At 38.7% G+C, this 16,228-nt stretch carries 12 protein-coding genes; 1 reads left to right on the top strand and 11 read right to left on the bottom strand.

What is annotated here, in order from left to right; all coding sequences use genetic code 11:
* Positions 1–84 precede the first annotated feature (84 nt).
* A complete protein-coding gene (locus AQR02_RS28390) occupies positions 85–1,170 on the top strand; it encodes a tyrosine-type recombinase/integrase (protein ID WP_082452132.1) in 1,086 nt (361 codons plus the stop codon).
* 327 nt (positions 1,171–1,497) lie between these two features.
* On the opposite strand, the gene AQR02_RS35680 is transcribed toward AQR02_RS28390, so the two are convergent.
* From AQR02_RS35680 to AQR02_RS28345, 11 genes are all read right to left on the bottom strand, one after another.
* On the bottom strand, positions 1,498–1,617 hold the full coding sequence (locus AQR02_RS35680) for a stalk domain-containing protein (RefSeq protein ID WP_209444333.1): 120 nt from the start codon (positions 1,615–1,617) through the stop codon (positions 1,498–1,500).
* 77 nt (positions 1,618–1,694) lie between these two features.
* Positions 1,695–3,218: a YncE family protein gene (locus tag AQR02_RS28385; RefSeq protein ID WP_054943672.1), complete on the bottom strand. Its 1,524-nt coding sequence runs from the start codon at positions 3,216–3,218 to the stop codon at positions 1,695–1,697.
* A gap of 1,104 nt (positions 3,219–4,322) precedes the next feature.
* Positions 4,323–5,690 (bottom strand): MORN repeat-containing protein, encoded by a 1,368-nt coding sequence (locus tag AQR02_RS28380; RefSeq protein ID WP_054943671.1) that lies wholly within the window; start codon positions 5,688–5,690, stop codon positions 4,323–4,325.
* A gap of 18 nt (positions 5,691–5,708) precedes the next feature.
* The gene (locus AQR02_RS28375) at positions 5,709–7,550 is read right to left on the bottom strand and encodes a DUF262 domain-containing protein (protein ID WP_054943670.1); all 1,842 of its coding nucleotides are present in this window, start codon (positions 7,548–7,550) and stop codon (positions 5,709–5,711) included.
* Between the two features lie 887 nt (positions 7,551–8,437).
* On the bottom strand, positions 8,438–9,196 hold the full coding sequence (locus tag AQR02_RS28370; RefSeq protein ID WP_054943669.1) for a hypothetical protein: 759 nt from the start codon (positions 9,194–9,196) through the stop codon (positions 8,438–8,440).
* Positions 9,197–9,349: 153 nt separating this feature from the next.
* The gene (locus tag AQR02_RS28365; protein ID WP_054943668.1) at positions 9,350–9,703 is read right to left on the bottom strand and encodes a hypothetical protein; all 354 of its coding nucleotides are present in this window, start codon (positions 9,701–9,703) and stop codon (positions 9,350–9,352) included.
* Between the two features lie 284 nt (positions 9,704–9,987).
* Positions 9,988–10,236, bottom strand: a complete 249-nt coding sequence (locus AQR02_RS28360; RefSeq protein ID WP_342447504.1) for a YdbC family protein — start codon at positions 10,234–10,236, stop codon at positions 9,988–9,990.
* Positions 10,223–10,729, bottom strand: coding sequence for a type I restriction endonuclease subunit R, EcoR124 family (locus AQR02_RS35250; protein WP_280818675.1), 507 nt, complete (start codon positions 10,727–10,729; stop codon positions 10,223–10,225). Before AQR02_RS35250 ends, AQR02_RS28360 begins: the two co-directional genes overlap by 14 nt.
* The gene (locus AQR02_RS28355; protein WP_280818674.1) at positions 10,699–13,320 is read right to left on the bottom strand and encodes an HsdR family type I site-specific deoxyribonuclease; all 2,622 of its coding nucleotides are present in this window, start codon (positions 13,318–13,320) and stop codon (positions 10,699–10,701) included. Before AQR02_RS28355 ends, AQR02_RS35250 begins: the two co-directional genes overlap by 31 nt.
* A 2-nt stretch (positions 13,321–13,322) precedes the next feature.
* The gene (locus tag AQR02_RS28350) at positions 13,323–14,483 is read right to left on the bottom strand and encodes a restriction endonuclease subunit S (protein WP_245237781.1); all 1,161 of its coding nucleotides are present in this window, start codon (positions 14,481–14,483) and stop codon (positions 13,323–13,325) included.
* Positions 14,484–14,497: 14 nt separating this feature from the next.
* A complete protein-coding gene (locus tag AQR02_RS28345; RefSeq protein ID WP_245237780.1) occupies positions 14,498–16,117 on the bottom strand; it encodes a type I restriction-modification system subunit M in 1,620 nt (539 codons plus the stop codon).
* Positions 16,118–16,228: the final 111 nt, after the last annotated feature.

Raw genomic sequence — 16,228 nt, 5'->3', positions numbered from 1 at the left:
TCACTTTTTCAATCTTTATATAACCATTGAAGTTTATATTTGCTAGAATATAATTATGAATACCAGATAAGGTGGCGAGCGTATTTGAGTGAGTTAGAATCATTAGAAGGAACAATGATGTTTGATAATAAACTTATCTTAAAGGATACTCATCATAACGAACTGCTTTATGCTTTGATAAACGAAAATTACTATTATAGCCTTCGCGAACGTGTAACTATGAGCGAGGATGAAGCAGGTAATTATGATTACTCCCAGGTCTCTAACTTGGGAATGGTGTATCTGTACATTCATAACAAGGACAAAATAAGAAAAGATAAAACGAAGAAGGATTATGCGAGGATTTTGCTCGATTTTCTGCAGGATGTAGCGGAATCCGGGAAGAGCGATATGCGGGAGTTGTCGCGATTTGATATGGAGACATTTCAGGCGAAGATGGAGCAGAATGGAAAGAAATCCACCACTTTGTCTAAGAAGGTCATCATTATACGTTCATTTCTTTCCTGGTGTATCGATGAAGGGTATATCAAGAAGAATATTGCCCGTGGAATGCGGTCAGTGAAGAAGATTAAGGAGGAAATTCCTGAGCGGGATATTGATGAGGTAGACCTGAAGCTGGCCGTTGAATTTTATAAAAATAATCCAAAGGTGCAGTCTCTTTTGCTACTTCTCGGGAATAGCGGAATGCGCCTAAACGAGTTGATTCAGCCGGCTTGGGGGGATCTATATTATGATCGCCGACGGGAGAGGCATTATCTCATTACTCGAACGAAGCGGGACAAGATTAGACATGTCCACATAAAAGATTATGTCTTAGCTGTACTGATTGAGTACCGAAGAAGAGTCGGCCTTAGTACGGAATTAAATAGAGAGGACAAAACCCCATTTTATCCGAACCGGTTGGGTAGGAGACATAACTTGTCGAGCCTATCCACTTCGCTCTCGAAGTATATGCAAGCAGCCGGGCTGACTACTGTACACGGAGACCGAGCCACACCTCATTTCTTGCGCCATTTCTTCGTACAGGCTGCCTACGCAAATGGGGCTCCCCTGGATTGGATCTCTGAAACACTGGATCATTCATCGACTAAGATAACGAAAGACAATTACCTAAGCCGACAGATGAAGAAGGAGCGAGACGTGAGCGACTTTGTTGATATAGATATTTAGAGAGATGGATAAATTCAAAGAAACTTTAGATTAAGTATACGATATACGAACTCCGGCTTAGTTATACCGGTAATAGGCAAGCTTACAATTGTGCAGTAGCCGACGCCTATCCTCAAAAAAACAGGCTGTTTACGCAGCCTGGGTCGTCATTTTGAATTAAATTTTGGCCATCCATCAGGGAAGACATACTCACCTCTTAATGACTGCTGTGGACGTTGCGTTCACCCACCTACTTGCGCTCCGATGGGTTTATCTACGAAAGGCGGGGAACCATTGTGTTACCGCTGATTAGTACGGCTAGCGTTGCTAGTGTTACCGATTTACCTTTTAATGTGACGGAGGATTGACGATCTTCGTGGTACCTTTGGTTGCTGTTACCGTTTGGGACGCTTGATCCCACCCAATCGTGGCTCTCGGTTTTTCAAAAACCGTTTCTTTTGGAACCAACGTGTACCCTTGCAAGAGAGAACTACCGATTGAGCGGAAAAGACTACTTCACACCATCGCTGGTGACGTTGGCAGGTTTATAAGTCTGCAACGGTGAACGTATAGGCAGCGACCACACCTGCCGGAACCCCATTCTCTTGCCCATCCAGCGCCCAAGCATAGATCGTATGCTCACCGCTCGTCGATGATGCGACAGTAGAGGTCCAATCCTTGCCGGCTCGACTTGCGGGCTTCCACAACCCTTCAGTGCTATCGATCTGGTAATATACACCTTGCACAAGCGACGCAGCCGAAGAATATGTATTGGTGACACGGAACGAGAATGTCTGGCCTTTTCCATTTGCGCTGGACTTTGGCGCTATGGCCACTTGCAATGGGTTCGCTTTGCGTCCTCCATCGTCAATGACGGTCACGGTTTTGTCGTTGGGAATGGATGTATAGATTTTATTTGTAGTCGGATTCACAGCAATGGCAATAGGAAGATTTCCAACCGCCACCTCCGTTGTTTTGTTACTCGCACCCTCAATGACACTTATGTCGTTAATATTACGGTAGGAACTTCCAAAACGATTTTGATTGGCAAAATAAATTTTGTTGGTAACCGGATTCACCGTAACGTTATTATGCCTAATTCCAGCTGCTACTGTTGTTGTCTTGTTACTCGCACCGTCAATGACTGTCGCATTGGAATTGTTCGCAGTATAGATTTTGTTGGTGACCGGATTCACCGCAATATCCCAAATGTATGATCCCACGTTCACCTTCGTTGTCTTGTTACTCGCGCCATCAATGACTGTCACAGTCTGCTTGTCGGGTATGGAGACATAGATTTTGTTGGTGACCGGATTCAACGTAAGGGGCCCGGGACTCCCTCCCAGTGCTACGTTTGATATCTTATTACTTGAACCATCAATTACTGTTACGCAACTTTTGTCGCTCCCCTTTTCGAGGTTACCCTTGTAAAAGACCATGTCATTATTGGAGACATAGATTTTATTCGTGACTGGATTCACCACAACGTATGTAGGACGGTGTCCCGTCGCTATTGTCGTCGTCTTGTTGCTCACACCATCAATGACCGTTATGTTATTGGTACCCTTTTTGTAGACAGGGTCGTAGTGCTCATCAGAGATTCTTTTGCCCTGATTGACGACATAGATTTTGTTAGTAACCGGGTTTACCGCAAGTGTACTAGGACTCTCGCCCACCGCTACTGTCGTCGTCTCGTTGTTCGCACCGTCAATGACTGTCACACTGTTGCTCCAATTGTTGGTTACATAGATTTTATTGGTGATCGAGTTCACCGCAATAGAGTGGGGAAGACTTCCTACCGCAACCTCCATCGTTTTGTTACTCGCACCGTCAATAACCGTCACGCTTTCATCATTATTATTAACAACATAGATTTTGTTCGTGACCGGATTCACTGCCATTTCCCAAGGTTGCTTCTCCAACGTGATATTATTCAACTTTGGTGCTGCCCAAATTGATTGCGGCACCGGAATGAACGAACCAATGAGAAGGACGAGCGCGACAACCGTTTGAAGTAATGTCTTACGCAACGTCGCCCTGCTGCGTCTATTGTGTAACCAATGTTTCATGAGCACTCCTCCTAATGTGTTAAAGCGATGATTACCAATAATAATAGATTCTTTTCATCCATAATCTTCTTATTTTAACATAGCTATATTTAAGTGAAAGTTATTTATTTCCTTTAAGATTCAAGTTATATAATTTATTTTCCCCGCAATCAGATCATTTTTTCCCTGGTGTATCGAAGAAGAGGATATCAAGAAGAACATTGCCTGGAATGCGATCAGTGAAGAAGATTAAAGAGGAAATTCCGGAGTGGGATATCGATGGGATAGCCTGAGGAAAAGAAAAGCCGAGAGAAAATCAGGAGAGTGCCTGAAGATCAATCGGCTTGATCGTAACATTTGGGGGATGGTCAGAGACATAAATTGATAGGGCATTTCCATCCCGATTCCTTTGTTATCACGTCTTTATTCGATTTTTAGCACGAGATTATTACGAATAGCACGAGTTTATTTGGGGTCTACACCTTATATACCAAGGAACAAACCGACTCCACATGGACCGTATGCAGGAAGCAATCCCGTTACTAAGGCATCTGTTATAATTACTTAATCTCGCATTGAATCAAGGTTCTTGCAGTCGGTTATCTTAGTATTCTTTTTCATTATTATACTTTATCACGAATTTTTACGGCAGATACCATTTTAATCTGAATGTACTTGAGAAGATTAAAAAATAGTTGTTGGCGGCTTTATTACATCATGCTGACTATGATTGCAGGTGAGTTTTATTGTTATTTTAGGTCTTATCAAGGTTTTCTATCCGAATCCCTTTAAAAATCCGTCCTATATTTCCAAGATAAAATGATGCGTTTGCAGTGTTCGTGGTCAAAATGTGGTCATGTAATTATCCTAATCATATGTTTTGTATGAGGGAAGCAATCCCGTTACTACGGTATCTGTTATAATTACTTAATCTCGCATAGAATCAGAGTTCTTGCAGTCAGTTACCTCAGTATTCTTTTTCATTAACTTACTTATTTTTACGGCAGTTTTACGGCAAGTATCATTTTAATACCAATTTACTAAAAAATCTAATATGCTGTGTACTAAAGAGTTTATAAGTTTGGTTGCTCTCCTTGATCAGAATTATAGCTATTGGACAAAATACTAGTTGTACTTTGTTGTGGACTCTAGTATATACTCTCTATTTAAATATCGGTATCTCTCGCTTACTCCAGCGATAAACACTCCCTCTTTAAAGGTACCTGTTTCAATGACCTTAAACATCTTATTGGGGATGGAATCATCATCTACCCAATCCCATACTCTACGACCTGCGCCATCATGTACCCCTCTGTTGAAATACCCTTCATAATTTTCAGTTTTCCCGTACCCGTGGTAACTACCGTCTAACCAGTTTCCCTCGTAGATGACCTTTTCGTTAATTTTCCCTTGAGTCCATGTTCTAGAGTAAAGTATACCAAAGCCATACCTTTTACCATTTTTCATTTCTCCTTTATATAGACTTCCTCCATCTGTGCTTACTATTTCAACCTTTCCATTTGGATAAATACCATTGAATGTTCCATGACATGTATAGTAGTGTAAATTTCCATGACAAATGGAACATACCGTTTTATTTGAAATAATCTTACTAAAAGTGACACACTGGTTACAATAAGTCACAAACTGATTTAAATATTCAGCAGCCCTTGATAATAAACCGGGATTACAATTTTTACCCTTTGAAGAGTAAAAAAGTTCTTGTACTAAATGGTATTTGTTACCACTGATTGCTTCTTCGAGAGTTTGCTGTATTACCGATGAGTCAAATACATCTACTGCCTTCCGAATTGATTCAAGACTTCCTGTGTTTAATATCTCTTTTTGAGCAACCATTTGATTAATATGCTTATTTTCTTTTATTAATAAATCAGGCATCCGATCAATGATTAATTCTTTTAGGTTCTTTTGGACACCTGTATATAGTGAATAATTTAGATCTATTGGTTGATTAATTAAAAACTCTGCAATCAACCTTTTTCCATCGGAAACGGCCCTTGCTAGACAACAATTAATATTGACCCCAGTTTTGATCGTTGATTGAATCAAGCGAACATCATCCAACGATATAATTTTGTTTAAAACTGTACCATAGTCGAGATCGTAGGCAGAACACTTGCTGAGTAAGTAATCTAACGTATCTCTATAATATTTATCCCTATTTTTATTATTATTGATTGCTTCAATTATAGCTTCAAGAATGTGCTTTTTCCCCAGTCTCACAGATACATTTACATGATGTTGCTCACTCAAATATCTGACAACCTGTATATGCCCACTCGTCGCAGCTAAATACATGCCAAGTTCTGTTGTTTTTCGATCCTTGTAGTCAAAAAAATATTGACTATGACGTTGTATGGCTTCAAGTTCTTTGAGTAGGTGGAGTTCTCCGCGTTTTGTTGCCTCTAAGAAAACTGAATTGATGTTGTTATTTGCTTTCTTATACTTTGCTCTTAATTGATACGATCCCAATCCTAGAACCCCTCTTCCTTATGCCCAAATAATACAAATCAAGTTATACAATAGCATATGTCTCTCTTCAAGTTCATCAGGACCATATTGATCCATGGGTCTAAACTTAAGATTGAACGATTTCATCATATTTAAAAAATCGATTTTTGTTTTATAGTTATCCTGACGAAGCGTTTCGTTCCAGTATAGTGTGTTGGCATACGTTTTTAGCTTGTTTAAGTAAAGCTCATTGCTGCTGGAGATATTATCTTTTCCTTTTAATAACAGAAGTCCACCTAATCTATTTCTCTCACTCTCAAAGCGCTCTACATCATCTCCAAATGCGTTTAAATTCTCTGTATTGTTAGCGAGTATATGTTCAATATGAAAGCCGTTCACTGAACCTGTATTTGCTACCAGATCATAAAAAGAATGTTTCATATTCATTTTAGTCTGATCAGCAATAAACTGTTCGATCCGGGCAAAAAAGTATCTTTTAAAGCGCTTATTGAGCTCGATACCCGTGTCTTTAAAATAGCTGTATGAAATTGGCTGCATTGTAGTTACGCCTCTTGCATCGGATAACATTCTTAACAGATATTTATCAAATACCGACTTAATGATTGCAATGTCCTGTCCTCTAATCTCAGCGGATATCAAATATGTCGCCTCATTGAAGTCATTGCTATCATAGCTCTTCTGCAATTGTAATAGCGAAAATAAACGATCTACTTCACGCGCTATCAATTTGATTTTTTCCTGTTCCTGAGAGTCGTTTAAGACACAGGCAGACAATATTAACTGAAATTGGCTATCCATCTCAGTTAATCCATTATAATAAACACTCAAGTAATCATCTTGAGGTTTATCGTAATAACTAAGGATTTTACAATATAGCTCTGAATAATACCTAAACTCATTTAGCAAAAACCGTTTTACATCTTTCGGGCTATGCTGCAATTTTAATTCCCTATCAACTTCAGGGAGAAATATTGCCCGATGATAATTGCGATCAAATTTACGAGTATCACCAACCGTTTTTGCGAACTTTGATCGCAAGAAATATATAAAAAACTCATCAATCTCATCATCATTATACTGATTGATATTGTTCACTTGCGTATCCCAGATTTCATTTAATCCCAACTGATCCAGCTCGTCCTTATCAATCTGTCCTAGCAGTTTCCCTTTTAAGATCTCGTAAGGTTTGAGTTTTACTCCACGATCATTGATAACCTCAAATACCATGGGAACATCGGTTTGTTCGACATTTAAATTAATAAGTACCAACCTTTTAAGGAAGTAGAAGATAAAGCTCTCCAACTTTTGCTTATCTAATAACTCTTTGTCCAGTATTGTCGATATGACTCTATAGTTATTAACCATATTGAAAGCTGTAATTCCCGAGGAAGTATCGATATCCTCCGGCTTTTTTCCAGCTAAGAGTCCTGACATTGATACTTTATGTTGTTCATGATTCATCCAAAACTCTTTCTTAAACCCGGATTGACCTGCAATTTTGTTCGCCAGCCAGTCAGTTAATTCCGAATTAGCGTCTTTTGCGGTATGCATCAGCTTGATCAAGATTAGGGTTAACGTTGTTAGTCGTTGCTGGCCGTCAACCACATAAATTTTACCTTCAATATTATTAGTTACATAAGTATTTAAATAGTACCAGGAATACCGTTCTACCAGTTTATCTAATTCGATATCACTGTCTTTATAGCGCTGATATTCAATGTTAAATTTGTAGAAGATATCATCTAACAATCTACGAACTGCTTCGTCTGTCCATTTGTACTGACGTTGGTAAAAATCAATATAGTATGTTGTACTAGAGAAAACCTTATCTATATTTTGCTTATCAGGCGTAACATCCATGATAGTATCCTCCTACATATTCGTTTCTTACTGAAAATCATCGTGCTTAACTTTAAAAAATGTCATTACTCTGTGTAGTCCAAACTAACTTGATTGCATCGATAATTGCTTTATTCCGGCTTTATTTTCGCCAACAATTAGGTTTAATCCCGGTATGGATTCATCTTCAAACTCAGATTGTGTTTATGTGTAACCCGATTTTTATTTCACCTCTACCGTATTTCCTAAAGTTCCAAATACTTAGGTTTGACAAGAACTTGACCGGAGAGCTCTGTATCAATTTATTTATTTCAGTATTCGACAGATAGTTCATTCCCTCCAAAATGTGGTGTGCTCTATGATAGTATTGGTTTTGATAAAACAATAGGGTAAATACACACCAAGCATATTATCGAGCAATGGAACATTTAAGCTGATATAACTTTTCTTTAACTAAAATTAAAGCCAGTCTTTCGTCATAATAATCCTACAGTTGAACAAATCTGAGGTAGAAATCATTATATGTTTATGATTAGTTTATTAACTAAATCAAAGAAGCTTCTCATCAGCCTGGGATTGATAAGTAGCTTCTTTATTCGACCTTATGATGGCAACTTAATTCATTAAATCCTAGATATTAAAGGGCAGTTTGAATTACATCATGCCGCCCATAGGGTTGCAGTCTGTAACATTGTTTATGACAATTCAGGAAAGTGTGTAAAATCAAGGTTTTCATCTAAACAGCATTTCATCTCTACTGAGCAAGGCCGGTCAAACTAGCCGTCCTCGGGTCATAAACCAAATTAGTAATTGAACCATCTCGAATACAGCTCACCGCTTCGTCAATAACACGCAGCGGCACAAGGAACCATTCCTACGGCCGTACAGGCTATCCCATATTCTCATGCCTACCTTGGATTAACTGCCCCGCCCAGCACGATAGACATCCGGTAAAAGCGGGAACAGACGTCATCCTCGTTTACTTTGTCCTTTTGAACCGTACAATAATTGTTGGCGTTAAGATTTTGGCAGTTTCGGCAATTACGCAGCTCGCTATAGGTTCGATACACCGGCGGCGCTTTGGGCGGCGCCATTGATGCCGCACCCACGGTTTCGACCCGGGAGCCGTCCGCAGCCCAATAAGAAACGGGTGAGGACTGTCTCCGGCTCTTCTTGGTCGGCTTCGGCTTGCGTGCGGTTCCCTGGGACTTCGCAGCAGGCCGCTCTGCTTGCTTGGGCCCAGCCGCCGGACGGGGTTTCTTGGCCGGGGCCAGCTCATTCCGGTAGAAAGCTTCCGAAAACCGCAGAAACAGCTCCAGCTGCGGCGCGCCGCTCGCCTTCAGCTCGTAGACGCCATCGGTTTTTCGGAGCTTGCCGAAATTTATCTCCCCTTTGAACACAAAGGTAAGCCGATCTGCCTGAACCGCGAGGATCACCGGAGCTTGTTCAATCGTAAAGTGCGTCTTCCCGGAACTTACGGCTTCGCGTATCGCCTGCCGCATTTTTTTGGTGAGAGTATATTTCAGTCTGTACTCACTTTCCTGGGCTTTCTTCTCCGCGGACACGAAGCCCGCCTTAAGGGCATCCGCAAGCGGTACGCTGTCCACCTTGCATTGGACGTGCAGAAGGCCGTTTTTCAACTGAACGATGAATTTACTATCCGTCACCCGAGCCACCCCTGTTTAGATGTTAATGAACATACAGACTTCTCACAGAACCGTTTCAGCCATCATCGCAGATGCGGCTTGCCCCATCTCCGCCGATAAGAGCGCCAGACATACAGCTCCGTCAGAATTAGCAGATTGCACGAGTTCAACAGGCTATAGAGGAAGAGGTGCATCCGCTGAAACCTCCACCTCATGAACGCTTGTTTTCCCCCGAACAATAATCATTTCCTTGCATTTTCGGCATTTCACCCGCACAGAGAAAGGGACGAACCGGCTGGCTTCGGCTTCAAACAGCATGGACTGGCAGAGTGGACAACGGATCCCCTTCCATTGCTTCTCCTGCTTCACGTAATATTGAGAGAATAATACAATATCCGTACAAGCTTTATGTACCACAGCCCCCAAAGGCCGGACTTCCTTGACGTGCAGTTCTTCATTCTTATGGAAATATTCATTGGGCGAGGTAGTGACTTTAATCGTATCTCCAGGCTGAAGTGTTTCGTGCATGCAGGGGTCCTCCTTTACTTGTCAGTGTATTGCCCGCCATAGACGGCCCATGGCGCCGCAAGGGATGTAATCCTCCGGATCGCCTCTTTGCGATCTCCTTCCATGACTGCGACCCGCGTGCGCGAGAGCAGTGTATTTACGGAGATCCGTCGTTACTTTGATCTTGTAAACTCGATGACAAAGCGTATCCTGAGCCAGTGGACAATCTATGCTTAAGTCATCCAGTAAAATCAAGGCTTTTGAGTTATGAAATTGTTTCATATTCATGAACTAAATTATTTTATTTAACAAATCCCGAAGCGCAACGATTCTTCCTTAGGCAATGTGACACCTTTGCCCATTTTCTCATGATCTGGAGACCATTCTCGAATATCGAACTTTGGCTCACGGTCATTCCAAGAGATGAGATTAAGTTCCTTCTTCCAGCCCTTTGCACCTTCGGATAGAGTGCCGATGTGCTGGGTAATGGTATATTTTTTTTGCCATATCTTCGCCTTAATCCTTTCCAACTTACAATTATTATATTTTTCCACCTACTCCCTTAAATTTATCTACAAAGGCAGAGATTTTCTGAAAAACGCTCTGCTTTTTTGTTAAATACTGAGGATTAAGAGGACTCATTTTAGGAAGAATTTCATTAAGCTCCGTTCCATTTTCACTGGCATATTCTCTTTTTAATGAAGTTAAAATATATCTTTTTGCAGCCTCTTCATTAAGATTTTCAGTAGTAATCAATTCTTCTGCTTCACGTTTTTGCTCCGTTTGAGCAAATGAGAAGAAGGTATCAATAATACTTGCTTTATCTTGAATTTTATCTAAATCAGCTTGGTTGATAAAATCGACGACTAAGCTTTCTTTCGCACGGTTTCCTACACTAGACCGAATGATGCGACGAACTTCTTCAACCAAGGATGCTTTATCTTTTACTTTTTTGTTATGCTCAAAAATAAGTTCAAGAATGTAATCCAAATTGATCTCTTGGGATTTTAAAAGATCTACTTCAAAGACAACATCATCCCAATCAATAGAGGAATTGTCTTTTTCTTTCCCGTTTTTTCACGGCGAAGCCAGTCACGAATGTCATTATACGAAGAACGATAATCTTGAATCGCTCTTTCTTCTAACACTTGAATCTCTTGCATAGCAGCTATATCTTCATCTGTTACATAGTGTGTAGACTTAAATTCTTCTAAAGCTTTAGGGTCAGTCATATCTACTGCTTGTAAAGCTTTTAATCCTGAAAATTCATCATAGTTCTGTAGGATATTTTCAATACGCAAATATTCACCAAAAAGTTTAGCAAATTCTTTCTTATCCTTTTCAGTAACAATCGCATCAACATTAGGGAAACGCTTTTGTAGCTCTTTTACTACGTCTACATAACCACGACGGGCTTCACCCGTTGCTACATCAGTGAATCCTTCCATATACTCTTTGTAGCTTTTTTCCAGAACCACATTTTTAGTGCTTTTATCCCCAAAAAGAGTGATAGCGTCTATGGTTGCTTGTTCTAAATCTCTAAAAGTAACAATATTTCCAAAGGTTTTGGTGGAATCATAAATACGATTTGTTCTCGAAAAAGCTTGCATTAAACCATGAAACCTAAGATTTTTATCAACAAATAAAGTATTTAATGTAGGTGCATCAAAACCAGTTAGAAACATTCCTACAACAATCAACAAATCAATCTCTTTGTCTTTTACTCGTTTAGCAAGGTCACGATAATAATTTTGAAATTCCTTACTATCTACGCCATAATTGGTTTTAAACATGGCATTGTAGTCTTTAATGGCTAAAGTTAAAAACTCTTTTGCACTACTATCCATAGCTGTGGGTTCAAACGTTTCATCCAGAATTTCACCTATCGCAGTTTGCTCTTCATTCGCAGCAAAGGAGAAGATGGTCGCAATCTTAAGGGGTTTACTGCTTCCCTGTTGTAAGTTATTTAATGATTCATAGTAGAGTTTGGCTGCGTCAACACTACTCACAGCAAACATGGCGTTAAATCCTTTTCCATTCGCATTTAGTCGATGGGTTTTTACTCTAAAATTATTAAGAATATATTGAGAAATTTCGCTGATTCGTTCAGGATGTAGTAATGCTTCTTTATTTTCTGCTGCCGATAGCTTTTTCTCGTCCTGTTCTGTTTCAATTGTTTTGAACTTGGGACGTACATCGTTATAATCTACTTTGAACTTTAAAACTTTCTCATCTCTAATGGCATCCGTAATGACATAAGAGTGTAACTCTCGACCAAAGACAGAAGCAGTCGTTTCAGAACCTAACGCATTTTCCGGGAATATAGGCGTACCTGTGAATCCGAACTGATAGAACTTCTTAAACTTTTTATTGATATTTTTTTGAGCTTCACCAAATTGCGAACGGTGGGCTTCATCAAAAATAAATACCACTTGCTTATTATATATAGGTAACTCTGTTTCACTTTTGATTAGGTTATTCAGTTTTTGAATCGTCGTCACAATAATTTTATTATCATCTTTTTCAATGTTACGCTTTAATCCTGCGGTACTTTCTGAACCATTCACACTATCAGGAGAAAAACGCTGATATTCTTTCATCGTCTGAAAATCCAGGTCTTTCCGATCCACTACAAAAAATACTTTATCTATAAAATCCAGTTCAGTAGCCAAACGAGCTGCTTTAAAACTCGTAAGTGTTTTCCCCGAACCCGTTGTATGCCAAATATATCCGCCGCTTTCAGTGGTTCTCCAATTTTTAGCTAGGTATGAGCTTTCAATTTTCCATAAAATTCTTTCTGTAGCGGCAATTTGATAAGGACGCATAATAAGCAAGTTATCGCTGACATCAAAAACGGAATATTTCAGTAGAACATTCAATAAAGTTTTTTTCTGAAAAAATGTAGCCGTGAAATCTTTTATATCTTTAATCAGGGTATTATCCGATTTTGCCCAATTCATAGTAAAATCAAAACTGTTCTTATCACGTTTCGTCGTATTAGCAAAATAACGGCTATCTGTCCCATTCGAAATCACGAAAATCTGTAAATATTTAAACAGAGAGTTTTCGGAATTCAAGCTCTCTTTACTATATCGATGAACCTGATTAAAGGCCTCACGAATGGCAATCCCACGCTTTTTAAGCTCTACTTGTACTAAAGGTAAGCCATTGACTAAAATGGTAACATCATATCTATTGGCTTGCGTTCCTTTTTGTTCAAATTGGGAAATGACCTGCACTTTATTGTTGGCCATATTCTTTTTGTCTACTAGGTAAATGTTTTGAATATGCCCATCATCAAAAACAAAGTCATAAATATAATCGTTATGAATTTTACGGGTTTTATCAATGTGGTTATCACTGGGTTTATCTAAAAACTGCTCACAAAATCTAATCCATTCAGCATCTGAGAATTGCACATTGTTAAGAGTTTGCAGTTGCACACGCACATTAGCAAGCATTTTTTCAAGAGTGTTTAACTTTGGCAAATGTTCATAACCTTGATTTACTAAATCTTGAATGAGTTCTCGTTCTAAATCAGCTTCTGTTTGATAACCAACTCCTTGTTGATTTATCTTGGTGTATTTATCCAAAACGATAAAGTTGTTTGATTCCGCGATGGGTTTGAAATCTGCCATTTTTAAACCTCCCCTTTAGGAAAGCTAAGAAGCATATTACGGTAGTATTCATATTGTTTTTGACGCAACTTTATTTCACGAGGTAAGCCTTCAGTGATTGAGGATGTCAAGGCGTCGAATTTGTCTAAAATAGATACGATACGGTTTTGTTCGGTAAGAGAAGGTATCGGAATTTTAAATTTTTCCAGTTTATCCCCATGTACTCGAATAACCTTTGTTCCTGTTCTATTTTGCTTTTTATAATCAAAAAACATAGGGGTTTGGAGATAATAAGCCAAATACTTTGGGTTTTGATTATGCTTAAAAATATAAGTCTCTCCACTGACACAAACCTCATCCTCACCCAGCCAAACCAGAGGTTTACAAACATCTTCAATATTTTCACTTGTAGTCGCAATAATCAAATCGCCTTTCTGAGCTTTTCTCAACTTGGTTGCCAATGTTGGTGAAACGAAAGATTTTGTTTGATATGCAAAATTCCCGTAGTAAGTATAAATTTGACCATAATGGATACAGCCTACACCACTCTCTGCAAAATCACTTTTCTGCAATCCGTTGCCCCGTACAAACTCACCAATTTCCCCCAACGTCTTCCATTCAACGTCACCCTCTTCAAAAGTCAGCAACTTATCTTGATAATATTTATATTGCATTTTACGAGCTGTAAGCTCTGCTGTAAGCTCTGCTGTAAGCTCTGTAAAAGTGTCCAAAATACGAACTATTTCCTCTTGGATTTGAAGGTCTGGGATGGGGATTAATTTATTAGCAAAATTACTAATCCATTGACGTTTATGATCTCCTTCAACCAGTTCAGTAGGTAAAGTATTTAGCCAATAATAAATATATTTTAATAGAACTTCTGATTCATTTTTTGATGTAATCATCTTCATTGCTGATGATTTAGCTTTAAAATCAAAATCAACCCATTTATTTGCTGTTGTAAAGTCATCAAAAATAATAACAGGATTCTTTGATGCTTTATAGACACCATCTATTTCATCTGTATATCCGAGTATAAAAGTTTTACCTGCTGTTAGAACGGGTATATCAAAATCATCACTATAATTTTTTGATTTTACCAAATATTTCGTTGGTTGTTCATAATCTGAAACTTTATCTAGAAACTCCCATTTCACCTCAACCCCATCAAGCAGTTTCTCCATTAAGTTCGGCTTCATCATGATTCAATCACCTCAATAATCTCATCAATTTCAGCACGAAGCCTATCTATCTTTCCTACAGTCGTTTTTATTTCTGCATTCAGCTCATTTATATCAATGACTTCCCTTGTGTCTTTTGCTTCCACATAGGAGCTCACAGACAGGTTATAATCATTTTGAACGATTGATTCATAATCAACGGATTTTGCTACATGATCAACGTCTTCTTTGCTGTCAAACACTTTCATAATTTTCTCAATATGTACATTTGTAAGTACATTATTATTCGTTTCTTTTATATAGAAATCTACTCCACTTGCATCAATAAATTGAGTTTTATTATCCGTTTTATGCTTAGAAAGAACCAAGATATTAACCGCTATTGAAGTCCCATAAAAAAGGTTAGGTGCTAATGAAATAACCGTCTCAACAAAGTTATTATCAATCAGGTACTTTCTAATTTTCTGCTCTGCACCACCACGGTAAAAAATACCTGGGAAACAAACGATAGCTGCACGACCCTTACTTGAAAGGTAACTAAGCGAATGAAGTACAAAAGCGAAATCGGCTTTAGATTTTGGCGCTAATACTCCTGCAGGAGCAAATCTCTCATCATTAATAAGGGTTGGATCATCACTACCAATCCAATTTACGGAATAAGGTGGATTCGATACAATGGCATCAAATGGCTTTTCATCACCAAATTGAGGGTCTAATAGTGTATTTCCTAAAGCGATATTAAACTTATCGTAATTTATGTTGTGTAAAAACATATTCATACGAGCAAGGTTATAAGTTGTATGGTTAATTTCCTGTCCATAAAACCCATCTTCGATAATATGAGCATCAAACTGTTTTTTTGCTTGTAATAGCAATGAACCTGAACCAGCTGCAGGGTCATATATCTTATTTATGGTTGTTTGTTTATGTATAGCTAATTGAGCAATAAGTTTAGACACTGATTGCGGTGTGAAGAATTCTCCTCCAGATTTACCAGCATTGGCAGCATAATTAGAGATTAAAAACTCATAGGCATCACCAAAAAGGTCAATGTGACTTTCTTCAAACCCACCAAAATTAAGCCCTCCAACACCTTTAATGACAGCAGCTAGACGACTGTTTTTATCTTTCACAGTATTCCCTAGTCTATTGCTTGTCGTGTCGAAATCAGCGAATAAACCTTTAATATCGAGTTCAGATGGATAACCATTTGCTGAACTTTCAATAGCAGAAAATATAGCAGCTAAATCAGTATTCAAGCTTTCATTTGTATTAGCAGTTTTCGCAGTATTAGCAAACAGTTGACTTGGATATATGAAATAGCCTTTTGTTTTAATGGCATCCTCTTTGATTTCTTTCGTTATAATCTCATCCGGAAGGTCTGCATACTTGACGTTTTCGTCTCCAGCTTCAATATAGCTAGAAAAGTTCTCGCTAATGAAGCGATAAAAAAGCGTTCCTAAAACATATTGTTTAAAATCCCATCCATCTACTGAGCCACGGACATCATTGGCTATTTTCCAGATTTGGGATTGTAATTGGGCACGTTGTGCTGCACTTGACATTTTTATTCCTCCAATTATTATAGTGGTAGTTCTAATAGGTTTGAAATTTCCCTTCCATTTATAAAACTTCATGAAAGATCACTCCGTAATACCAGCCTAATAGTTCGATTGGATTTATTCCACAATCCTACTGGTAAATCCTTTATTCGACAGATCGACTACACTATTATACATCAGCTTGAA

This window comes from Paenibacillus ihuae (assembly GCF_001368795.1).
Taxonomy (GTDB): domain Bacteria; phylum Bacillota; class Bacilli; order Paenibacillales; family Paenibacillaceae; genus Paenibacillus_AQ; species Paenibacillus_AQ ihuae.
Note: the sequence above shows the minus strand (reverse complement) of the source record. Positions and strands in the feature narration are given on the sequence as shown.

Coding starts and splice junctions, on each gene's coding strand:
- AQR02_RS28385 (WP_054943672.1), bottom strand. CDS start 3,218: ATGAAACATTGGTTACACAATAGACGCAGCAGGGCGACGTTGCGTAAG.
- AQR02_RS28375 (WP_054943670.1), bottom strand. CDS start 7,550: ATGGATGTTACGCCTGATAAGCAAAATATAGATAAGGTTTTCTCTAGT.
- AQR02_RS28365 (WP_054943668.1), bottom strand. CDS start 9,703: ATGCACGAAACACTTCAGCCTGGAGATACGATTAAAGTCACTACCTCG.
- AQR02_RS28355 (WP_280818674.1), bottom strand. CDS start 13,320: ATGGCAGATTTCAAACCCATCGCGGAATCAAACAACTTTATCGTTTTG.
- AQR02_RS28350 (WP_245237781.1), bottom strand. CDS start 14,483: ATGGAGAAACTGCTTGATGGGGTTGAGGTGAAATGGGAGTTTCTAGAT.
- AQR02_RS28345 (WP_245237780.1), bottom strand. CDS start 16,117: ATGAAGTTTTATAAATGGAAGGGAAATTTCAAACCTATTAGAACTACC.